24 protein-coding genes and 1 riboswitch are annotated in these 21,388 nt (G+C 58.4%); of the genes, 12 read left to right on the plus strand and 12 right to left on the minus strand.

Annotated elements, in window-relative coordinates; translation table 11 throughout:
• Positions 1-14 precede the first annotated feature (14 nt).
• The 4 genes from RBB47_RS27510 to hisS all read right to left on the minus strand — a co-directional run bounded on the left by RBB47_RS27510 (position 15) and on the right by hisS (position 4,706).
• Positions 15-989, minus strand: coding sequence for an NADPH:quinone reductase (locus RBB47_RS27510; RefSeq protein WP_305989126.1), 975 nt, complete (start codon positions 987-989; stop codon positions 15-17).
• A gap of 115 nt (positions 990-1,104) precedes the next feature.
• Positions 1,105-2,073 (minus strand): ATP phosphoribosyltransferase, encoded by a 969-nt coding sequence (gene hisG, locus RBB47_RS27515; protein WP_305989127.1) that lies wholly within the window; start codon positions 2,071-2,073, stop codon positions 1,105-1,107.
• 8 nt (positions 2,074-2,081) lie between these two features.
• A complete protein-coding gene (locus RBB47_RS27520) occupies positions 2,082-3,236 on the minus strand; it encodes an ATP phosphoribosyltransferase regulatory subunit (RefSeq protein WP_305989128.1) in 1,155 nt (384 codons plus the stop codon).
• A gap of 3 nt (positions 3,237-3,239) precedes the next feature.
• Positions 3,240-4,706 carry a histidine--tRNA ligase gene (gene hisS, locus RBB47_RS27525; RefSeq protein WP_305989129.1) on the minus strand — a complete coding sequence of 489 codons (1,467 nt, stop codon included), beginning with the start codon at positions 4,704-4,706 and terminating at the stop codon, positions 3,240-3,242.
• Positions 4,707-5,145: 439 nt separating this feature from the next.
• On the opposite strand from hisS, the gene RBB47_RS27530 reads away from it, so the two are divergent.
• From RBB47_RS27530 to RBB47_RS27545, 4 genes are all read left to right on the plus strand, one after another.
• Complete coding sequence (locus RBB47_RS27530; protein WP_305989150.1) at positions 5,146-6,243, plus strand: glycosyltransferase family 2 protein; 1,098 nt, start codon at positions 5,146-5,148, stop codon at positions 6,241-6,243.
• 19 nt (positions 6,244-6,262) lie between these two features.
• On the plus strand, positions 6,263-7,753 hold the full coding sequence (locus tag RBB47_RS27535; RefSeq protein ID WP_305989130.1) for a glycosyltransferase family 39 protein: 1,491 nt from the start codon (positions 6,263-6,265) through the stop codon (positions 7,751-7,753).
• 106 nt (positions 7,754-7,859) lie between these two features.
• Positions 7,860-8,657, plus strand: a complete 798-nt coding sequence (locus RBB47_RS27540; RefSeq protein ID WP_305989131.1) for a ChbG/HpnK family deacetylase — start codon at positions 7,860-7,862, stop codon at positions 8,655-8,657.
• Between the two features lie 219 nt (positions 8,658-8,876).
• A complete protein-coding gene (locus tag RBB47_RS27545; protein ID WP_305989132.1) occupies positions 8,877-9,566 on the plus strand; it encodes a Crp/Fnr family transcriptional regulator in 690 nt (229 codons plus the stop codon).
• Between the two features lie 235 nt (positions 9,567-9,801).
• Here RBB47_RS27545 and RBB47_RS27550 read toward each other — a convergent pair whose 3' ends face one another.
• The gene (locus tag RBB47_RS27550; RefSeq protein ID WP_305989133.1) at positions 9,802-10,242 is read right to left on the minus strand and encodes an Rrf2 family transcriptional regulator; all 441 of its coding nucleotides are present in this window, start codon (positions 10,240-10,242) and stop codon (positions 9,802-9,804) included.
• Between the two features lie 97 nt (positions 10,243-10,339).
• Here RBB47_RS27550 and RBB47_RS27555 point away from each other — a divergent pair, with 97 nt between their 5' ends.
• The 3 genes from RBB47_RS27555 to RBB47_RS27565 all read left to right on the plus strand — a co-directional run bounded on the left by RBB47_RS27555 (position 10,340) and on the right by RBB47_RS27565 (position 11,628).
• Complete coding sequence (locus RBB47_RS27555; RefSeq protein WP_305989134.1) at positions 10,340-10,843, plus strand: group III truncated hemoglobin; 504 nt, start codon at positions 10,340-10,342, stop codon at positions 10,841-10,843.
• Complete coding sequence (locus RBB47_RS27560) at positions 10,834-11,055, plus strand: hypothetical protein (RefSeq protein ID WP_305989135.1); 222 nt, start codon at positions 10,834-10,836, stop codon at positions 11,053-11,055. The genes RBB47_RS27555 and RBB47_RS27560 overlap by 10 nt, the downstream gene beginning before the upstream one ends.
• A gap of 234 nt (positions 11,056-11,289) precedes the next feature.
• Positions 11,290-11,628 carry an acyl-CoA thioesterase gene (locus tag RBB47_RS27565; RefSeq protein ID WP_305989151.1) on the plus strand — a complete coding sequence of 113 codons (339 nt, stop codon included), beginning with the start codon at positions 11,290-11,292 and terminating at the stop codon, positions 11,626-11,628.
• 12 nt (positions 11,629-11,640) lie between these two features.
• On the opposite strand, the gene RBB47_RS27570 is transcribed toward RBB47_RS27565, so the two are convergent.
• From RBB47_RS27570 to RBB47_RS27590, 5 genes are all read right to left on the minus strand, one after another.
• Positions 11,641-11,931, minus strand: a complete 291-nt coding sequence (locus tag RBB47_RS27570; RefSeq protein WP_305989136.1) for a hypothetical protein — start codon at positions 11,929-11,931, stop codon at positions 11,641-11,643.
• A gap of 41 nt (positions 11,932-11,972) precedes the next feature.
• A riboswitch (SAM-I-IV-variant riboswitch) is annotated at positions 11,973-12,096 on the minus strand.
• 60 nt (positions 12,097-12,156) lie between these two features.
• Positions 12,157-12,876, minus strand: coding sequence for an ABC transporter ATP-binding protein (locus tag RBB47_RS27575; protein WP_305989137.1), 720 nt, complete (start codon positions 12,874-12,876; stop codon positions 12,157-12,159).
• Positions 12,873-14,111, minus strand: a complete 1,239-nt coding sequence (locus RBB47_RS27580; protein WP_305989138.1) for an ABC transporter permease — start codon at positions 14,109-14,111, stop codon at positions 12,873-12,875. Before RBB47_RS27580 ends, RBB47_RS27575 begins: the two co-directional genes overlap by 4 nt.
• A complete protein-coding gene (locus RBB47_RS27585; RefSeq protein ID WP_305989139.1) occupies positions 14,108-15,121 on the minus strand; it encodes an efflux RND transporter periplasmic adaptor subunit in 1,014 nt (337 codons plus the stop codon). The genes RBB47_RS27580 and RBB47_RS27585 overlap by 4 nt, the downstream gene beginning before the upstream one ends.
• A gap of 98 nt (positions 15,122-15,219) precedes the next feature.
• Positions 15,220-15,432 carry a SlyX family protein gene (locus tag RBB47_RS27590; RefSeq protein ID WP_305989140.1) on the minus strand — a complete coding sequence of 71 codons (213 nt, stop codon included), beginning with the start codon at positions 15,430-15,432 and terminating at the stop codon, positions 15,220-15,222.
• 164 nt (positions 15,433-15,596) lie between these two features.
• On the opposite strand from RBB47_RS27590, the gene RBB47_RS27595 reads away from it, so the two are divergent.
• Positions 15,597-16,301: a glutathione binding-like protein gene (locus RBB47_RS27595; RefSeq protein WP_305989141.1), complete on the plus strand. Its 705-nt coding sequence runs from the start codon at positions 15,597-15,599 to the stop codon at positions 16,299-16,301.
• Between the two features lie 33 nt (positions 16,302-16,334).
• Here the strand turns inward: RBB47_RS27595 and RBB47_RS27600 are convergent, their stop codons facing one another.
• Both RBB47_RS27600 and RBB47_RS27605 read right to left on the minus strand, forming a co-directional pair.
• On the minus strand, positions 16,335-18,131 hold the full coding sequence (locus RBB47_RS27600; RefSeq protein ID WP_305989142.1) for an HTTM domain-containing protein: 1,797 nt from the start codon (positions 18,129-18,131) through the stop codon (positions 16,335-16,337).
• A gap of 183 nt (positions 18,132-18,314) precedes the next feature.
• On the minus strand, positions 18,315-18,671 hold the full coding sequence (locus tag RBB47_RS27605; protein WP_305989143.1) for a cupin domain-containing protein: 357 nt from the start codon (positions 18,669-18,671) through the stop codon (positions 18,315-18,317).
• A gap of 474 nt (positions 18,672-19,145) precedes the next feature.
• On the opposite strand from RBB47_RS27605, the gene RBB47_RS27610 reads away from it, so the two are divergent.
• From RBB47_RS27610 to RBB47_RS27625, 4 genes are all read left to right on the plus strand, one after another.
• Positions 19,146-19,646: a GNAT family N-acetyltransferase gene (locus RBB47_RS27610; protein WP_305989144.1), complete on the plus strand. Its 501-nt coding sequence runs from the start codon at positions 19,146-19,148 to the stop codon at positions 19,644-19,646.
• A 167-nt stretch (positions 19,647-19,813) separates the two neighbouring features.
• A complete protein-coding gene (locus RBB47_RS27615; RefSeq protein ID WP_305989145.1) occupies positions 19,814-20,221 on the plus strand; it encodes a hypothetical protein in 408 nt (135 codons plus the stop codon).
• 255 nt (positions 20,222-20,476) lie between these two features.
• The gene (locus RBB47_RS27620) at positions 20,477-20,986 is read left to right on the plus strand and encodes an SRPBCC family protein (protein WP_305989146.1); all 510 of its coding nucleotides are present in this window, start codon (positions 20,477-20,479) and stop codon (positions 20,984-20,986) included.
• Positions 20,987-21,014: 28 nt separating this feature from the next.
• Positions 21,015-21,368, plus strand: coding sequence for a YciI family protein (locus RBB47_RS27625; RefSeq protein WP_305989147.1), 354 nt, complete (start codon positions 21,015-21,017; stop codon positions 21,366-21,368).
• Positions 21,369-21,388: the final 20 nt, after the last annotated feature.

A 21,388-nucleotide genomic window follows, 5' to 3' on the forward strand; every position in this document is an offset into this window, starting at 1 on the left:
GTTCGCAAGACCATCTATGGAATGAGCACCAGTTTTCCCGCATTCCCGGTCTGAACCACAAGCTCATGGGCTTTGGCAGCGTCGGCCAAGGGGAACTCTCGTCCGACTTTAGGTTTGATGGTTCCTTCTGCCGCCGCTGCAAGGATATCCGCCATGATGTCGGTCAGCAGCGCCTCCGATACATTCCAAAGCATGACACCACGAATATCGAGTTCTTTCATCATGGCCATGCGCGGGTTGATTTCGATCTCCCCCCGATTGCCGATGATGATTATCCGGCCGTGTAGCGCGGCAAGTTCAAGGTCCGCGGCAAGATTTACATTTGCCAGCATTTCCAGGATGAGATCGGGACCGCCGCCGCCGCAGACCTGCTTGACGGTGTCGAGATATCCGGGCTCGGAATGATTGACCGCGTGGTCCGCGCCTTCGTCCAGAACCAGCTGCAGTCCCTCTTTTGAGCCGGCGCTGCCGATGACTTTAAGACCGGCCCGTTTCGCGAGCTGGATCGCCGAGGTGCCGACCGAGCCGCTCGCACCGTGGATGAACACCGTTTCTCCGCTCCTTGCGCCACCACGCGCGAAAAGCGCGTAATGGGCGGTAGGATAGGAGACGCCGAATGCCACCGCTTCTGCATAGCTGATGCCGTCGGGAATGGGCAGGACGTGTGTTGCGGGACGTTTGGCCAGTTCCGCGTAGCAGCCGGTGAAATCGAGCCCCATCGCGACACCTGCAAACACGCGATCACCAACAGCCAGTCCGGAGACATTTTCACCAACCGCAAGAACATCACCGGCCGCATCGCCGCCCGGGATACAGGGCAGGGGCGGTTGAATGCGGTAGGTGCCGTTGCGCATATAGGTATCGGCGGGATTCACACCGGCCGCTTTCACCTGAATGATCACGTCGTCCGGACCCGGCACCGGATCCGGCACGTCGTCCAGCCGGAGTACTTCCGGCCCACCAAAGCTATGAAACTGAACGGCTTTCATAATCCCCAACCAACTTTGCTTGGCCCACGCAACGACCTGCATTCAATCTTGTTTTCTAAACAAGCCAATCGTTAAACAATAACTGCTGCCTGATCTAGCCCACCGGCAGCCCGGCTTAGCCGCCGACCTTCTCTTTCAACGGCGCAAAGAGTGGGTTTTCCCTCGAGAAAACATAGTCGAGGGTCTCCACCGTCACTGTGTCCGCGCCTTCCTCGATCAGGAGCTGGGCGCAGTCGGCGACGGCGTCCTTCGGGCAAAGCACATTGACGCGGCTGAGGTCATTGCTTTCAGAAAAGCGCTGGATGGCGCCGACCCTGCTGACGGCGCGAAGGGCCTGGGTTCTGTCATCAACAACGGCCTTAACCAGCCTGACATTGCGCGCAGCTTCTTCGGCGGCGACGCGGTCGAGGATCGCACGCGCACCCGCAAGGGCTGTCGCGGACCACTCCGCATTCATCGACGCCACCAGATTGGCCTGGCTTTTCAGGATCACGCCATCGGCCAGGATCTTCAGGTTGTTGGCATGCAGCGTCGAGCCCGTTGTGGTGATGTCGACAATAAGCTCTGCCGATCCTGCAGCCGGAGCACCTTCCGTGGCCCCGGCGCTTTCCACGATCCGGTAATCGGCAATGCCGTGCTGCGCGAAATAGGCACGGGTGAGGTGGACGTATTTGGTCGCAACGCGCAAGCGGCGGCTGTGCCGGCTGCGAAAGTCGGACGCAACATCGCTCAGATCCGCCATGGTCTCCACGTCGATCCACGCTTTGGGAACGGCAACAACGACATCGGCCGGCCCGAAACCGAGCGGTGTGACGATGTGAACCGTGTTTGCAGGATCGGAAATGTTCTCCTCGACGAGATCAAGGCCTGTGACACCGAAATGAACCGCACCATCTGAGAGCGCCCGCGCAATTTCAGACGCCGACAGAAAGGCGATCTCCACATTGTGCAAGCCCTTGATCGCGCCGCGATAGTTGCGCGCGCCGCCCGGTTGCAGGACTTTCAGCCCCGCGCGTCCGAAGAAGGCATGGGTGTTTTCCTGCAGGCGGCCCTTGGAAGGAATGGCGATGATCAGGTTGCTCATGGTTCAGGTCATTTCCCAATGCTATCGGCGATCCGGTCCAGCCACATCGAAAAGCCGATCGCTGGCACGTTTTCACCGGCCCCGAGAAGTGTCAGCAGCTTGTCGTAACGGCCGCCACCGACAAGCGGTCCGATGACGTCACCCGAAGCCGCATGGATCTCGAACACGAAACCGGAATAGTAATCGAGCCGGCGGCCGAACTCTGCCGCAAAGGTCAAGGTGGAAGGGGCGATGCCTTTCGCATCCAGTGCCAGGAGACGTTGCTCGAAGGCCGCAATCGGGGCGTCCAGATCGAGGCCGGACCTGTTGCCGAACGCGCGTAGAGCGTCGACGGCGTTGCTGCCATCGGCCTTCAGCGCGAGATAGTCTCTCAACGTCTCCGCTGCCTTGTCGTGACCGCGTCCCGCGCTGGCAAGAGCGGCCTGTTCCAGGAACCTTTCGGCGATTTCACTTGGCGTGCGTCCACCGACAGCAGATATGCCGGCGATCGACAGGAGATCCTCAACGACGGCATGGGCTGCGGTCGGGTCGGCTCCTTCAAGTGCGGACAGGAAGCCGAGGCGAACATCCCGGCTGTCATCGTCTGAGGAGTCACCGCCGGCCATGCGATCGATCGCCGCCGACAGCTTGTCGGTTTCGCCGAACAGGTCACGCAACCGCCGCCGCCACACGACCGGAAGATCGAGGCTTGCAAGAACGGCCGCAAACAGCGTTTCGTCGCCGATGCGGATGGTGTGTGATGTTGCGCCGAATGCGTTGAGTGCACTTACCGAAAGCGCCAGCAGATCGGCGTCGGCTTCAGCAATATCCGTCCGGCCAAGGCTTTCGGCGCCGAGCTGGGGGATCTCGCCGAGACCTTCGGCGCGCTGCCGAAAGACCGGCCCATGATAGCAATAGGCTGCCGGCAGCCCGGCGTTACCCGAGGCAACGTGGTGGCGGCCGACCGGTATCGTGAAATCCGGACGCAGACACAGGTCGGTACCGCCGCTGCCCTGGGTCAGGTAAAGCCGCCTGCGGATATCCTCACCGGTGAGATCCAGAAAGACGTCCGCCGGTTGCAGGATGGGCGGATTGACCAGTGCGTGGCCTGCATCCTTGAGCAAGGTCAGAACCGCTTCGATCTGTGCCGGATCAAGTCCGTCTGTCTTCTCCGCCGCTGCCATGCCTCACACCTCGTTCTGACGTTTGCGGTCGTCCGCCTGCCCGTCGAGAATGTCTTTCACCGCCGAGACCAGATCCGTCTCCTTGACGGTGACCTGCGCCGGGCGGCTCTCGCGCCAGGTGATGTTGTCGGTGATTTCTTCCGACAGACGTTTGCCCTCGATCAGGTCCTTGATCTGAAGCTCCCCGGCGTCCCGTTCGTCAGAGCCCTGAATGATGGCCACCGGACAACCGCGCCGGTCGGCATATTTGAGCTGGTTGCCGAATTTCTTCCAGTTGCCTTGGTACATTTCCGCGCGGATACCGGCAGCACGCAAGTCCTGCACCATTTTCTGGTAACGCCCGAGCGCCTCGATATCGCCGTCCATGACCGTGATAAGCACCGGTGCGACGACGTCGGATGTATCCAGCTTGCCCAGGTTTTTCAGGGCGGTCATCAACCGCGAGACACCCATGGAAAAGCCGGTCGCCGGAACATCCCGCCCCGTAAATCGCTTGACCAGTCCGTCATATCGGCCGCCACCGCCAACAGAGCCGAATTGAACGACTTCGCCCTTTTCGTTGGTCACGTCGAAGAGCAACTCGGCCTCGTAAACGGGGCCCGTATAGTATTCCAAGCCGCGCACGACCGAAGGATCAATCTTGATCCGGTCGACTTCATACCCGCAAGCCTTGAACATTGCCGCCATGGTGTTCAGCTCGCTGATGCCTTCGTTTTCAAGCGCGCCGGTGCCGGACACAAAGGCGATGATGGTGTCGATGGCGGTGGTCTCAAGACCTGCTCCGTTTGTGAAGTCACCACTTTCGTCCTTGCGGCCATCCCCGAGCAAGAGGCGCACGCCTTCAATGCCGAACTTGTCCAGTTTGTCGATGGCTCTTAGAACTGTCAGGCGGCGTTCTTCATGTGCTTCGCCCCCAAGCCCGATGGACTCAAGAACGCCGTCCAGGACCTTCCGGTTGTTGACCCGGATGACATATTGACCGCGCTCAATTCCGAGGGCTTCCATCGTGTCCGCCATCATCATGCACATCTCTGCGTCCGCCTGAACGCCGGGCGCGCCGACCGTGTCGGCGTCGAACTGCATGAACTGGCGGAACCGGCCGGGTCCAGGCTTTTCGTTCCGGAACACCCAGCCGGCACGATAGGTCCGGTAGGGAAGCTGGATGTCGTTGATGTTTTCCGAGACATGGCGGGCGAGCGGTGCGGTCAGATCATAGCGCAGGCTCATCCATTGCTCGTCTTCATCCTGAACCGAGAAGACGCCAGCGTTCGGGCGATCGGTATCGGGCAGGAATTTTCCGAGGCAGTCGGTATATTCGAAGGCCGGGGTTTCGACGGGATCGAAGCCGTAATGCTCGTAGACCGCACGGATTTGGGCGAGCATTTCATCCGTTGCGCGGATGTCCCCGGCAGAGCGGTCGGCAAAGCCCCGCGGCAGGCGGGCCTTCAGTTTGTTCGATTTTTTGGCCATGAAGTCGTCAGATCCCGGCGAGTACCTTGCCGGTGGCCGTCAAATGCGAGCGGCGACCGGTCCTCATTTCAATTGCGGTTGTCCTAGACGAAACGGCAGATGAGGGCAAGGTTGACCGCGTCGGTCATCGATACGGCCGTCATCTGTTGCGACAGCCCGCGGGAGTGAGCGTGCCGCTGCCTTGTTTGCATCACACTTGCAGGTAAAAGGGGACCTGATACGCAAGCGGGCAGTGGAAAGACGTGCTCGAACGGGAAACTGTCGCGTCTTTGCTTGTATTTAACCTCTGGCAGGCTATGGTCCGCGCAAATTTCTTTAAGAGGAAATGGGCCCGGCATCCGGTCACCTCGGAATTTTTGGCGGACAAGGTTGGAAAATGGAAAGCGCAGCGAGCATTGCACAAGGCACTGCGGAACAGAGCTTGGACGAGCGCCGGCAGATGTCTGACGCGCATGTCGCAGAACTCAGTGTCGTGCTTCCGAGCTTCAACGAAGCCAAGAACATTCCCATCCTGATCGAGCTTCTTGACAAGGCCCTTGCCGGTGTCGCGTGGGAAGCAATCGTTGTTGACGACAATTCGCCTGATGGCACGACCGAAGTTGCCCGATCCATTGCGCAAAGCGATCCGCGTGTCCGCGTGATCCGCAGGATTGGCCGTCGCAGCCTTTCGGGCGCCTGTATCGAGGGCATCCTGTCGTCATCCGCACCATTCGTCGCCGTAATGGACGCCGACCTGCAGCATGACGAAACACTGCTTCCGAAAATGCTGGCGGCAATCAGGCAGGACGACACGGATCTTGTCGTTGCCAGCCGCAAGGTTGAAGGCGGAACGGTCGGCGAGGGTCTGTCGGCCGTGCGCGCCTGGGGCTCCAATATTGCCAACGGCCTCGCCCAGAAACTTCTCAACGTCACCTTGAGTGACCCGATGAGCGGCTTTTTCATGGTCCGCCGGGAAAAAGCTGAAGAAATCGCGCCGAAGCTGTCACCGATGGGTTTCAAGGTCCTGCTGGATCTTGTGTCCAGCGCGGGCGGTACGCTCAAGATCAAGGAGCTGCCCTTCACGTTCCGTGAGCGCCAGCACGGCGAGAGCAAGCTGGATACGCTGGTCACACTCGACTATTTCGGCCTCTTGCTTGCCAAGTATTTTGGCGACATCGTCTCCGTTCGCTTTCTGATGTTTGGGCTTGTCGGGCTGAGCGGGCTCGTGGTTCACCTCGTCGCCCTGCGCATTTTTCTGCTTGGCGGCATGGAGTTCAACCTGGCGCAGACAGCGGCATCCTTTGTTGCCATGACCTCCAACTTCTTCCTGAACAACCAGCTCACCTACCGGGACCGGCGCTTGCGCGGCTTCAAGGCCCTCATCGGCCTTCTGACCTTCTACGCCGTCTGTTCGGTCGGTGTGCTTGCAAATGTCGGCGTTGCCAACCTGATCTATGCCGGCCCGTCCTACTGGTGGTTTGCCGGCACGGCTGGTGCGATCATGGGCGCAGTCTGGAACTACGCGGCCAGCTCTGCACTGACCTGGCGGAAGTCGTAAACGACGGAATTTGAAGACATTGGCAAAGGCTGAAGATCTGCCGTTTCTCCTGCGACCGGCCGGGTTGGTCCTGATCGTCGGATTGCTGACAGCGCTCAAGATGTTCGCCGCCGCCAATGCGCATCTGGTCGAGGATGAAGCCTATTACCGCATCTGGGGGCTTTTTCCTGCGCTCAGCTATTACGACCATCCACCCATGATCGGCTGGTGGATCTCGGCAGGACAGGCCGTTTTCGGCGATACGATTTTCGCCGTGCGTGCGCTCGTTGTCTTCTCTGGACTGGTGGGTTCTCTTGCACTTTGGCGCACAGCCGCGATCTTGTTCGATCAGCGCACCGCTGGGTGGGCCGTCCTGTTCCTGAATGCCAGTCTGTTGGTTGGCATTGGCGGCATTCTGGCGACACCCGATGCCCCATCTGTCGTGTTCTGGGGGCTCACGTTCTGGGCGCTTGCCGAATTATCGCGCTCCGGAAATGCCAACTGGTGGCTGGTTGTCGGCCTGATGGCCGGCTGCGGGCTCCTGTCCAAATACTCCGTACTGTTCCTGGGAGCCGGTATCGTGCTGTGGCTTTTGTGGGTGCCGGAGGCGCGCCGCTGGTGGAGCGCCTGGCAGCTCTGGGCGGGCGGCCTGGTCGCGCTGCTGTGTTTCTCCCCGGTGCTTTACTGGAACCACCTTCATGAGTGGGCGAGCTTCTACAAGCAGTTCGGCCGGGCCGGTGGCGGCGGTTTCACGGCGAAATACACCTTTGAGTTTCTCGGCGCGCTGATCGGGCTATTGAACCCGCTGATCGCTGTTCTGGCGCTCTTCGGCGCGGCGACCCTTTTTAAGGCCTTGCGGGCAAGGGACAGCGCAGCATCCCTGGTTCTGCTGACCTCATTGCCGTTTCTGATTTATCTCACCTACCATTCGCTGCATGCGCGCGTTCAGGCGAACTGGCCAGCGCCGCTCTTTCCGGCACTGGCGCTGATGGCTGCAGTTTACGTGGCGAACTTGGCGCGCGAACAGCATTTTTGGCGCAGGATCGCCGCGGCCGGCGTAGGCATCGGCGTCGGAGTGGCGATCCTGGTTCAACTTCACGCCGTCACACCGTTTACAGGGCAGTTCGCCCGAAAGGATCCGACATTCCAGTTGCGCGGTTGGGACGAGATTGGCGCACAGCTGGATGAGCTGGCAAAAGCGGAAGGTGCCGCCTATGTCGTCACGACGAGCTACGGTCTCAACGGCCAGATCGACTTCCTGATGAGAGGCGACCTGCCGGTGATCCAGCTTACGGAGCGCATTCGCTACATCATGTCGCCTCAGCCGACGACTGAGCTCTTCGAAGCGCCGGGGCTTTACATCACTGAAAAACGCCGCGACAAGTCGGGTGATCTTCAAAAGAGCTTTTCGACGGTCGAGGAGCTTGGCGTTCTGGAGCGCCGGGTGAAGGGTGTTCCACTCGAAGAAATCGCCGTCTACCGGGTTCAGGGGCCGGTGGGTCCGGTTTTCGAGCCGATTAGCTACAGGTGACCACCGCAACTTGTCGGATAAGGTTTGAAAGAGGCTTGCAAACCCATCCGGAATAACGCAGGGAGAGGGGTGGAACCCAGATTATCCGGCCCTTCTGTCTGAATTCATGAAGCGAATCACTCTCGGAGCACTCGACTATGGCCTCGCCTTCGGCGTTGACCGGGCCTTGCGCGAACTTGCCGAAGCCGGACGCTTGAGCGCCGTTGGCGCGCTCGTCACGACGGAACTCTGGCCGCGTGAATTCAGACCGCTTCAGGAAACAGCGGAAAAAGTCGGCAAAAACGTATTGTTCGGTATCACGCTTGCCTTTAGCGGCGACAGGGTTTCGCCTGTGAGCACGCGCATGCAGGAAATCTACGGCGACCGCATGTTCACACGCCAGGGGCTTGAGAGACGCGCATTTTTCAGGCTGTTGCCAGACGAGGTCCTGTTCGACGAAGCTTTGGCGCAACTGGCACGCTACAGCGTGCTGATGCAGCGCCAGCCTGATTTTGTGGCGGTGCGCGAAAACCTTCTGACCCGTACATCTCTGGCAAAAATCGTCTTCAAAGCCGTGGAGCGTGCCGATTTCGCTCAACCGCCCCTGGTGATTTCACCACTTCGTTCGGGGCTCAAGACGCTCAGACTGGCGCGGCTCGCAAAAGCGCACGGCCTCAAGATGTTGCCCAAGGGGGAACCGCTTCCGCCGACCGCCGATGTCGAAGAGTTGCACAAGCTGCTGTATAACCATTTCGACGGTATGAGTGACCGGAGTTTCGTCGCCTCCATTCCAGGGCGGTCGGACGATCGGCTGATGCGCGAAGAGCCACGCAAGAAGATTGCCGTCCGGGAATGTCAGTACGAGGTTCTTTCGAGCAACCGGTTTTTTCACACGCTCGACCGCAAAAACGTGTTTTTGAACTGAGCGAAGCACTGTCTTCGCGGAATTTTGATGAGTGAAACGAAAAAACGGCCCTGCGGGGAACAGAGCCGTTTTTCGTGGAGGTCAAGAAGTGGGGAGGGGCGGCCCCGCTTCCATGACCATTGATATAGGCATTTTTTTCTTGAACGCACGTGACGGACATCACAGGATTGCGTGTGGCCTGAAATTTTTGTCGTGATAGTCCTTTGGCAGGGGGTAGGTGTGGCTGAAATAAAAGATTTCCTGAAAAACAGCTTTTCTTTGGAAGGGCTTGAGCCGGATCTGACCGTCGGGCTGTCCCGCCTCGCACGGCCGATGAAAATCGCCGCCGGAACAATTCTGTTTGAAAACGGTGATCCCGGGAACGGCTGTTACGCGGTTTTGGAGGGGTCCTTGAAGGTCTCGCTTCTCTCGGTGGAAGGGGACGAGCAGCTTCTTGCGGTGCTGGGACCGGGCGATCTGGTCGGTGAACTGGCGCTGCTTGACGGACGGCCGCGGTCGGCGACCGTCAGCGCCTTGAAGGAGGCTCAACTGGCCTTCATCGACAAGGCAGCGTTTCAAAGGTTTTCCGATGAACATCCCGCCGTCTACCGGCATATGCTCTCGATCGTCGGCAAACGCCTGCGCCATGCCAACGACGTCCTGGCGGCCCGATCCTTCCTGCCTCTGCCGGGCAGGGTTGCACAGACCCTGCTGCAATTGTCGGAAACTTTCGGCAAGCCTTTGGACGATGGCCGGATCCTGATTCACTACAAGCTCAGTCAGGCGGATATCGCCAACATGGCCGGCGCGGCGCGCGAGAATGTCAGCCGCGTCCTCAACGACTGGAAACGCTCGGGCACGATCAGCCGGATTTCCGGCTATTACTGCCTCGAAGAGCTTGAATTCCTGGAGCAGGCCGCAACGCTTTAGGTGGACGTCTCGAAAACCCGGAGATTTATGCAGTGTCGTCAATTCATTGAACTGATGACAATCGAAGCTGCACATTCCACCTGAACAACGCTCAATACCACTGCCTCATCCTGAGGAAGGCCAAAGGCCTGTCTCGAAGGATGGCCGCTAGCTCCGGTTTCTGTCGTGCATCCTTCGAGACGAAGCTGACGGTTCTCCCCGACTTGATCGGGGATCCACTCGCACCAAATCGGCTTCATCTATGGGTCCTTACCTCGTCCGGCAATTGGGCCATCTGCGTTCCTGTGATGATGGATGCCAGGGTGTCGGTATTCAGACTGTCCAGAAACGCTTCTGCGGCGCGGGCCATTGCGCCTTTGAGCGCGCAACGCGGCAAGAAGGCGCACACGGCTGGTTCGGGCTTGAGGCAGGCGACAACGCCCAGATCCGGTTCTATCAGCCTGACGACATCCCCGAGCCGGATATCGTGCGGGGACTGTCCGAGCCGGATCCCGCCACCGCGGCCACGGGTTGTTTCCAGAAAACCGGCTCGCGCCAGCTGCGCCACGATTTTCATGACATGCGACTTGGCCAGGCCGAGTTCCTTGCTCAGGCCATCCACCGTTTGCGGGGCCTCCTTCTGGCCGATTGCCATTAGAATTCTCAGTGCAAAATCGCTGGCTTGACTGAGGCGCATAACAGGGTCCCATAAAACATTCATCTGAGATGTTGATTTTAGTATTGATATGTGGCATTTAAAAGATGCATTTTAAATGAATGTTATGGAGGCAAATGTGGAAAGCCAAAGATCCACGTCTCACAGATACAGGCTTCAAGTCCGTTCGGAGCCAAAAGACGGGGATCGCCTGCGCCGCTACGAAACGGTGGACGCGCAGTCGATCCAGACCATGGTGCACACGTTTTACGGCTGTATCCGCGAGCACCCGAGGCTCGGCAACATCTTCAATGCCCGGCTGGACGGCAAATGGGACGAGCACCTGCCGAAGATGGAAGCCTTCTGGCAATCGGTTCTACTGAAAAACGGAGCCTACAAGGGAAAACCCGTTCCGGCACATCTGAGGCTGAAAGAAGTCGTCAGTTCGGACTACGGCGAGTGGTTGTCTGTGTTTCGCCCCGTTGTACGTGAACTGTTTGTGCCGGACCTGGCAGACGAGATCATCGCCGTTGCCGAGCGGATCGCCCAGAGCCTGTGGCTCGCGACCTTCGGCCATGCCGGGTCAGCACCACCTGCTGAATTGTCGTCTCAACAGTCTGAATGGAGCGGATCATGCTGGTAGCAATCGTTCTTGTCGCCGAAGCCCTGGTGGTTGTCTGGTTCACCGTGTTCACGCTCATGCTGGTGTCCATGTATCTGGATTCCCGGCAGCTTCCGATGCCGAAACTGGATACTGCCGGCCGCACGCTGATCGGCAGCGCGAAACTCGCCTTCTTCACAGGCATGGTGGCACTTGCAGTTCTGACTGTCTTTGAAATGCCTGTGATTGGCTGAGGGAGTAAACCGAATTGCTGACATCCAAATTCTTGCCCCGAAGCCTGCCGATCCTCCTGATCTGGATCGCGGCGCCGTTGCCATTGTGGATCATGGCGATCCTGATGCTCTTGATCTGACAGGAAAAGCTTGTGATCTGCCTGCGTGCGGTTAGTCTTTTCCTGAAAAGAAAAGGAGGGGCTCAGATTGACCGACGAGCAGCAGCAGCCGCGTGGTGAATTGACACTGCGCACCATGGCAATGCCTGCGGACACAAACGCCGCCGGAGATATTTTCGGCGGCTGGGTGCTGTCACAGATGGACTTGGCCGGCGGGATCGCTGCGGGTCAGCGGGCGGAAGGGCGCGTGGTCACAATCGCCGTCGACAGGATGAAGTTCATTCAGCCCGTGCACGTTGGCGATGTGCTGTGTGTCTACACGGACGTCGTGCGCGTGGGCACCTCGTCGATGGAAATCAGGCTGGAAGCCTGGGCGCTGCGCCATCGCTACGGCAATCGTGAAATGGTGACCGAGGCTCACTTCACCTTTGTCTCGGTTGATGATGGCGGGCGCCCGCGTCCCGTTCCAAAGTGATCCGATCGTTTTTCAGGTCCGGTGCCTGTTGAGCAGGTCGGCAAACAGATCTTCGTCGACCGCGCAGGTGCAGCCGTTTGCCCAAAGGTGAAGCAGATCCTGAAGACGTTTGACGCGCACCTCTTCGGCAAGCGGAGCCTTGTGACGTGGCAGGCCGCCAAAGACGCGCATTGTCTTGATCCGCGTCAGCACGCAGTCTTCGGCAGCCCGCTGCCAGACCGCCGGGTCGGCGATTTCGGCATGTGCTGCCAGGTGGTCCTCGATCAGGTTTGCCGCGCGTCCGGCAAAAGGCTCTTGAGACAAAAAATCCTCCATCGGTTGCCCGAGGAGGACTGGCGCATGCAATCAAACCGCTTTGTTGCCGGAAAGCCTCTTTGAGGTTCCCTCCAGCCGCATCCCTGTTGCGGAAACCACCTTGCCCGGTTTGGCAGGTTGGCGAGGGCGCCAGCCCTTCTCTTGATGATGGCGCGCTTATGACATGACTCTGGAAGCTTGGCAAGCAGATCCCGAAAAGTTGTTTCAGAGCGTTTATTGAGCTCGATCATAGTCGATCCGGCCGTCCACGAGATGGATCCGGCGCGGCATGCGGGCGGCCAGGTCCATGTCGTGGGTCACGGCGATGACAGTCGTTTTTTGTGTCTCGACAATGGTTTGAAGGCTCTCGAAGACCTGCTCGGTCGCCGCGGAATCCAGGCTTCCCGTCGGTTCGTCTGCGAGGATCAGATCCGGCGCGTTGGCAAGAGCCCTCGCGACGGCGACCCTCTGGCGCTGCCCGCCTGACAACTGGGCCGGCCTCCGGTGAAGAAAGTCTTCAAGGCCCAAATCCGACAGGAGCCTGGTGGCGTGCTCCAGCTGATCCCTGGCATTGAGCCTGCCGAGTTTTTGCATTGGGATCATGATGTTTTCCAGCGCCGTGAATTCCGGCAGCAGAAAATGGAACTGAAACACAAATCCGATTTTCTCAAGACGGATCTGCGCCATGTCGGCAGAGGAAAGATCGGCCGTTTTGTTGCCTTCGATCAGGACTTCTCCGGCCGTCGGTCTGTCGAGCAGACCGAGCAAATAGAGCAACGAGGACTTTCCCGAACCGGATGGCCCCGTGATTGCGACGAACTCCGCTTCCCCGATCTTGAAATCGACGTCACGGACAAGTGTGACAGGTACGACCGCAGGCAGGATACGGGTCAGGTTACGGGCTTCGAGCAGAGACCCGCTGCCGTTCGCAGGCTGGTCTGCCGCCCCGGTCACGTTGCCCCCCTGATGATGTCCACCGGATTGAGTTTCGCCGCCTTTCTCGCGGGAATGAACCCTGCGACGGCGGATGAAAAAAGGGCCAGCAGGCAGGCCAGGACGTAGTGGAGATAAGAGAAATGGATGGGCAACCGGGTCATTTCGACGTCGGTCGTGACCTCGAATTTGACCGTTGCCAGATAGCTCGACAGACCGAAACCCAGAAGACAGCCGGCAATTGCGCCCAGGACACCGATCACAAGGCCCTCTAACACGAAAACCTGCTGAATATCGCTTTCCGGAAATCCGAGCGATTTCAGGATGGCTATGTCGCGTGCTTTTTCATGAACGATCGTGGAGACAATGTTGAAGATGCCGAACCCGGCAACCACCAGGATTGCGCCGACAACGGTGTACATGATCGCGTTGCGCACCACGAAGGCTTCCATCAGACCTTCATTGGCTTCTTCCCACGAGACCGCCTTGTAACCAAGCTGCTGCTCAGCCCGCGCAGCGACGTCGCTCGCTTGGTTGATGTCAGAAAGACGGACGGAAATGCTGTTGATGATATCGGGTTTTTCAAAAAGGATCTGCACAGCCTTGAGCGGTGCATAGGCGAAACCCTCGTCGCTGGCGGTGATGCCGGTATGGAAAAGGCCGACTATCTTGAACCGTTTCGCAATCCCGTTTGCCGAGGTAAGGGTCACGGTATCGCCGAGGTCCGCGCCGAGCCGCGTCGCTGCCTTGCTTCCGATAACGAGGCCGTTCGCAGTCGTGTCCAGGGCTTCGATCGAGCCCTGTCGCATGTCTTCCTCGATCTTGGAGACCGCCAGTTCCCGTCTCGGAACAATCCCGGACAAGGTGATGCCAAGATCCTGCCCGCTGTAGCGCAGCACTGCCTGACCGCTCAGCCGCTGCGCAATGTCGCCATGGACCCAGTCGCGCAACGAAGCGATCGCTTCGGTCGGATTGCGTATGCCGCGCAGGTCTTCAAGCGGTCTCAGGCCGTGAAAGGCGACCGCATCATAGACTGCCGTTGCCGGTTGTTCGGCCGGTACCCGTTTTTCGTCAACGATTTCGACATGTGGAATCGCCTCGATTAGCGTTGTCATGAAATCGCGCTGAGAGCCCTCCATGAGGCTTGCCATCGCAACGGAAAATCCGACACCGAGGGCGACGCCCAAGGTCGACACCACCGTTTGCCGCATACGGTTGCGCACATGTGTCGTTGCGATCCTCAAAAGAAGCATCACCGGAGATCTCCGGTCAGCGGCGCGACTTGGTCCCCCTCCGACAGCTCAGCCTGGAAGGGGAAAACGATCAGGTGGTCTTCCCCGATGCCATCGAGGATCTCAACGGCCCTGGTTCCGCGGATGCCCGTATCCACCTTCACAAGGGCAATACGGCCCTTTTCATCAACCGCCTGCACGGACGGTCCGTCGAATGCGGCCAGTGGCAACAGGAGCGCGTCATCTTTTTCGTTTGTGACGATATTGATCTCCGTCGTCATGCCGATGCGCAGGGGCGTGTCTTCCGGAAGATCGAGATAGACGCGATAGTTCTTCAGGACGGGATCACCTTTCGGCGTGATGCGCGAGACAGTCGCCGCAAGGTCCGCGCCCGGAAATGCATCTGAACGGATAAGGGCTTTGTGCCCCTTCATGACTTTTGGAATATCTTCCTCGTTGACTTCGGCAACGAGTTGAAGCGGCAATGGCTGACCGATCCAGAAAAGAATCTCGCCAGGTTCTGCAACTTCGCCGACTGACCCGTCCTGGCGCAGGACGACACCGTCCATCGGCGCAGTAATCAGGTAATCTCTCAAGCGCTCTTTTTGCGCCGCGATCATCGCATCGATACGGATCAGCTCGTTTTGTGCCTTGTCATAGACCTGCTGACTGACGACGCGCCGTTCCAGGAGTTGCAGGGCACGTTCACGATCCGACTTCGCCAACTCGCGCCGGGCCTCGAGCTCCGCGAGCGTTGCCCGCGCATCGCCGCTATCCAGTTCAGCGAGTTGATCGCCCTGGGTGACAACCATTCCCTCGCAGCCGCACAGCGTTATGATCCGCTCGCGGATGATCGTTGTAACCTTTGCCCACCGGACCGGTTCGACGACGGCCGTGGCATAGACGACCTCTGCCGCCCGACCCTTGTAGGGCTGGACGACCTGCACTTCGGGCGGGCGTGTCGACCACCAGTAAAGTCCGGCGATAACCGCGAGCAGACCGATCAGCAGAACTGGAAAACGCAACAGGCGCATGGCTCAAACCTTACGTTGACGTTACCAGCTATAAGCTCTCCCGGGGCGCAATCCTTGCGGTGGATCAAAACATCGGAATTGAAGCCGCGTTCCGAGGCTTAGTAGTGCGGCGGTTTGTCGATCTGGTGAGCGGGTAAAACGTGGTCTGCGAGTTCTTCGACCTGATCGGTCATCTTGGAAAGCAGACGGTTTAGCCGGTCGATCTGTTTCCCCTGCTCGACAACCATACCGTTGAGGTCTTCGATCGTCCGGTTGGCGTGCGCCAGGTCGATTTCCAGCTGCTCAATCCGCGCTTCTTGATCTTGTGTCATGATCGGCTGTCCCCTCGTGTCGGCGGCGTTGATATAGGCGTAAAAGATCCAAAGAACAAATCCAATCATCGTAGCAAGACGATGGGTTTAAAAAGCGCAGGCCGGTGTTATATGTGCTTTCGAACCCGGCGGCTGCTGCCGGGCAACCCAAAAGAGAGCACTCCATGACCGCCTTGTCCGACTTTCCGATTACCAAAAAATGGCCCGCCCAGTACCCGGACAGGCTTCAGCTTTATTCGCTGCCGACGCCGAATGGAATCAAGGTTTCGGCAATGCTGGAGGAAACCGGACTGGCCTATGAGCCCCACAAGGTGGACTTTGCGACCAGCGACCAGACCTCACCGGAGTTTTTGTCTCTCAACCCGAACAACAAGATCCCGGCTATCATCGATCCAGACGGGCCGGGCGGCAAGCCGCTCGCCCTTTGGGAATCGGGGGCAATCCTGATTTATCTCGCGGAAAAAACGGGAAAATTCTTGCCTGAAGACCCGGGCGAGAAATATCAGGCCATCCAATGGGTGATGTGGCAGATGGGCGGCTTCGGTCCGATGACGGGCCAGCTCGGTTTCTTCCACAAGTTCGCTGGCAAGGAGTATGAGGACCGCCGCCCCTTCGAGCGGTACCGGGATGAAGTCAAACGCTTGCTGAAGGTGCTGAACGCGCAGCTTGAGGGCAGGGAGTTCATCATGGGCGACGAATATTCCATCGCCGATATCACGTCGTGGCCCTGGGCACGCAACATCAATGGGTTCTACGAGGCTGCCGATGTGGTCGGATACCACGACTTTGAGAACGTGGTGCGCTGGGTAGAAACCTGTGCAGCGCGTCCCGCCAGCCAGAAGGCAGTCAACATTCCGGCAAGGGATTGATCGGGCTGCACCGCCCGTAACGCTTTGTCCCGGTCAGCCGAAACAGCTATGGCTCCAGACCTGGCGCGTCTGAACCTCTTTCGGAGACCCCGGAGGAGGTGTGTTCTCGACTTGAAAGAAGATGACGAAGTTCGCGAGTGAGGCCTCATCAGGGTGCTCGCCGGTCCAGTTTCGGCACAGGAAGCGAGCGTAGTTCAACGACAGCACCTGGGGAACATTTTCGTAGGACTGATCCTCCAGGTTGGACAGGAACTTTCGCCAGCGATAGTTGGCGAAGGTTTGCGATACGACATCCGGTTTTTCGAAGTCGGCAAGCCCGGCTCTGCCCTTGTAAACATCGGCGATCGTGCCATCGGTCAGCTCACCCTCGATAACCGGCCAAGGGCTGTTCATTTCCGGATATGGCGCGAACATGGTCCAGTTCTGATAAAGACCCAACGCCTGGCGCACACCGACAAACTGGCCTGGAAGCGACACGCCGCTCCAGGAAAGCGTGGAAACATTCTGGATCGTGATGAAGACGAGGCAGAGTGCCGCGCCGATCTGGGTAAACGTTCCGAAGCGGGGCTGCGTCTCGCGCCAAGGCAGACAGGTCGCCGTGAAACGCGAGAAGAACGATCTATTGCGCCCGACCCAGTCATAAAACACGTAACCCGGTTTCAGAAACAGGGAACGGTTCAGCATCCATCCCAGCGGGTAGAAAACCGGTGATACGGTGATCAGCCTCGCCAGCGCTTGGAACTTGAAAAAACGTTCCTCGCCGATCGTCAGGACCCACGAGTTGCGGGCTTCCAGTTCAGCTCCGATATCCGGAACAGTTTGCGCCGGCGCGACCGGGATTTTTCTCATGAACAAAAATGTCGTCAGTATCCGGCACGTCTTTTCGCAAAAATCGCAGCCCTGATCGAACCAGAGCTGAACGGGCTCGCGGGAGCGAAAGGGCAACCAGGACGCAAGCTTGTCCCACATCCAGCCCGGCATGAAAGTCAGGTTCATGATGATCGAGATGAACGGGAAAAAGCCGATTTCCAGAAAGACGGCAAAGGCCATGTGCATGGTCATGAAGGCCAGCATGAAGACCGTCCGCAGTGTTCGATGGAAGATCGGCGAAAAGATGAGGATCGGCCCGACCAGCTCCAACACGTAGACGTAGTAGGTCAGCCCGGTCATCAGTCCGTGAAACTGTCGGAACCAAAGCGCAAAAGGCGTGACCAGGTAATCCAGTTGAAGCGCGAAATAGACCGCGGTGCCATCGGCGACCCATATCGGATGTGTCTTCAGCAAGGCGCTGAAGAAATACATGGACATCCCCTGAAGCAGCAGGGCAAGTGTTGCCACCGAGAAATAGTCGTTACCGGTTTGATGCGGGTGCCGGGAAAGCGCGGCGTCAAGCGAATAGCGGGCGCCAAGCGGTAGAAACATGGCCCAGAACAACAAGAGCAGGGCAAGGTTGTCCTCGCCGGACAGAATGAACGTGTTCCTATTTTGAAGCGAAAGAAGCAACGCCCACGAAAGGATCGTCATCAGACGCGTGCGCCAGCCGACGAGAAGTCCCAAAGCTGCCAGCCCTGCCACGACAAACAGGGTTGCCTGAAACCAGGCGGATCCGTTCGCCAGGTGAAGCGACCAGGTGGTCGTGTAGAGATGTTCGAGCTGAACGGATCGGGGCATGACACCGAAATCGGTGTAGTGCGCCACCAGATCACGGGCACGCATTGCAAGATCAATCAGTACCCAGATCGCCAGCAGGATCCTGAACAGCGCAAGTGTCCGCAGGTCGACACCGAAGATCGTCCTGAAGGGCGTCAGTCTTGTCGCAAAAAAAGTCACCGCTGCCTAAGCGCCTCTTGACCCGATCCAGCATTGAGGTGGGTAAAGAATGCCAGCTGAGGGTTAAAAAATAGGCGACCCTCGATGACACCAGTGAGTTCAGCGAGCAGCGAACAGCGCGCCGAAGCTCAATCCGGTAACGCCAGCGCCGAGGATTTCGAGGCAATGATCCAGGAAAAGGTGTCAGATCCGGGGTTTCGGAGCGGGAGTAACGCCTGAGTCGCCTGTGTTCGGCTCACCTTTCGGCTCGATCAGCAGAACCTTGACCTCTTCTTCCGAGCGTGGCCGATGGACGACGCCTTTCGGAACAACGAAGAGTTCTCCGGCCTTCACGATCTGGGATGGTTCATTTTCGATGTCCATGAACATTTCACCCTCGAGCACGAGGAAAAAATCGTCCGTATCATCGTGTTTGTGAAACGGAAACTCGCCTTTGAACTTCACCACCATGACGTCATTGTCGTTGTAGTCGGACACGACGTGCGGGTCCCAATGGCTGGAAAATTGCGCAAGTTTGTCGCTAAGGCTGATGGATTTCATTGGGTCCGTCCTGTTGCCCGTATCTGCCAAAAAGAACTATTGGTCGTCGCTTAAACGGTGACGGTCTATTCACCGCGTCGTCAGTCACCGTTTTCGCCAGCGTGCACGCTAGGGGAGGTGCTCAGCCTGATCAACTGTTGCAGTCGATCCGACGACAAGTTGTCGCGTGAACAGCTGATCGCACACTCGTTTGTGAAATCGGTTCGTGCCGGCGCCGTTTTAAACATGGCACCGAACGTAATAAAGAGCGGCCCGAGTGCCACCTTGTCCCCAAAGCGAATGAACTTGGATTTCTTAGAAGCCCAAACAACAGATCGTTGAGGCCTTGCAGGATGTCGCTGACAGTGCAGCACTGCGGGTCACCGGACACCATTCTTTTGCTCTATTGTCACCCTAGAGCCGATGAAGAAAGCGCACGGGAACCATGCGGCTCGTCTAACACGTGCGCGCTGACGCTTGACAAGGGTGGGGAAAATGGACTTTCGCTATGCCGCCTTGACGCGGGAGCATGCGGAACAGTGGCAAAGCCTGCGCCTTGAAGGCGTTCGCGATTTTCCGGTGGGGTTTATGGTGACGGCGAAGGAGGCTGCGACGACCAGCCTTGAGCGCGCGGCCGACATTCTCGCTGCCGATTCAACGCGCGGCGTTTTCACAGATGAGATCCTTGCCGGGTTTTGCGGGTTCCGCCGCTCGCAGCTCGAGCGCCTGCGTCATCGCGCTGAACTCGGCCCCTTTTTCGTCACGGCGCGCTTTCAGGGACGCGGCGCTGCCAGTGTCCTGATGTCGGGGGTCATCGAGGAAGCGCGGGCAGCGGGCGTTGAGCAGCTGGAACTGTTTGTCGATACCGAAAACACCAGGGCGATCCGGTTCTATCAGCGCTTCGGTTTTCAGCAGGCAGCCAGGTTCATCGATAGTGTGCGCATCGATGGCCACTCGCACAATGACTACTTCATGACGCTGCGGATTGCCGCGTAGAAAAAATCTTCAGCTTGGTCTTGCAAGCAGTGTTGGCAATCAGACAACCGAAACAACCAGGCGCAACCTTGAATAACGCTCCTCGCATAGCGACCTTCCGCGAAAGGGTATCGGCGCCGCGGCCCTTCTGAACTGTGTCTCAACGAGGTTTTAGGCAGGGTAACAGCATGTACATCTGGACGGTAGGGTTGGGCGGCATTGGAAAAAAGGTTTCCGCATTGATTGTGGTCCTGGTTTTTCTTTTTTCCGGATACAGCGTTCATGAGGGGACGTTCAAGCCCGTGTATGCTGGCAAATTCTACTACGAAAATCTGACCAAGCGTGACGTCTCGTTTGTTCAGCAACGGCTGCGTCTTGATGAGCCGGCTGCCGCTATTGTTTCAACCAGTCTCCAGGAAGATGGCTGGTCAAATGAACCATTGATTGAAAGTCCCGTTTCGGTTCGCGGGGGCGCGCTCAAAAAGGCTATTCCCTCAAATGGAGAATGGCTTGAAGCTGCAAGCACAGGGGTCCTGGCGACGGCTGTCAGCATGGCGGTTCTCTATCTCGGAGGCGCGCGTTTCGACTGGGCTTGAGCGATTTCGTGGGTCGCGCCGATATCCGATCAACCAGTTTCTTGAAAGCAGGGCGTGTGGATTAGCTCTGCTGCCTCTGCAGCAGACGCCAAGTGTCGGTGACGCACGACGGTTACCAGGCCGCCGCACTCGTGTCGTGAGCGCGAAAACGACGTGGCCCCAAAATTTTTTTTTCGCAAATGTCCATCGAGTGTCTCGCCGTTCGTCATGTGAGTGAAGGCAATGTCGCCTTTGACACTTCGACAGGAGACGGAAATGACGATCTGGACGATACTTGCAGGTGGTGTGGGTGTGATTGCGCTGCTCGGCGCCGGAACGCTTTTACTGCCCAAGACTGTACATGTGGAGCGCCATGCCAAGGTTGCCGCCTCGCCGGAAGCCATTCTGGAGCTGGCCGCATCGAACCACGGCTTTCAAAAGTTCAACCCGTATCTGACAGCTGATCCGGAGTTGAAAATCAAACCCTTCGGACCGGATACGGGCGTCGGGTCCGGGTTCCATTTCGATGGCAAGGACGGCAAGGGAACGCAGACCGTCGCCAAGGTGACGGCAACCAGCGTGCGTTACGACATCGACCTTGGTGCGATGGGTAAACCGGTCCAGCAAATTTCGGCGCAAAGCCTGCCCGGCGGCACCCAGGTAACATGGACCATGGATATGGATCTGGGTTTCAATCCAATAGCGCGTGTGTTCGGACTTTTCCTTGACGGCATGGTGGGCAAGACCTTTGAACAGGGCCTTGACAACCTGGCGTCCGCTACCTGATCAGATTGAGACAACAAGGATTTTGAACATGCGCTACACATTTCTGCTTTATACCGACCCGGCCGATCTCGCCGACATGACGCCGGAAGACTGGGCCGCCGAAAAGGAAGTCTACGGCGCCTATATCGGAGCCCTGCAGAAGGCAGGTGTTTTCGTGGATACGGACTGGCTTCAGCCGGTAGAGACCGCCACCACCCTCTCGCTCAAGGGAGGCAGCCGCCAGGTGCAGGACGGGCCGTTTGCCGACACGAAGGAAACGCTTGGCGGATTTTTCGTCATCGACGTGCCGGATCTCGACGCCGCCATGGCCTGGGCTGAAAAGTGCCCCGCGGCCAAGACCGGCAAGGTCGAAATCAGAGCCTCCGCCATGGGCTCGGTATGACGGACCCCGCCCGCGCAGCC

Source organism: Roseibium sp. MMSF_3544 (assembly GCF_030732845.1).
Taxonomy (GTDB): Bacteria; Pseudomonadota; Alphaproteobacteria; order Rhizobiales; family Stappiaceae; genus Roseibium.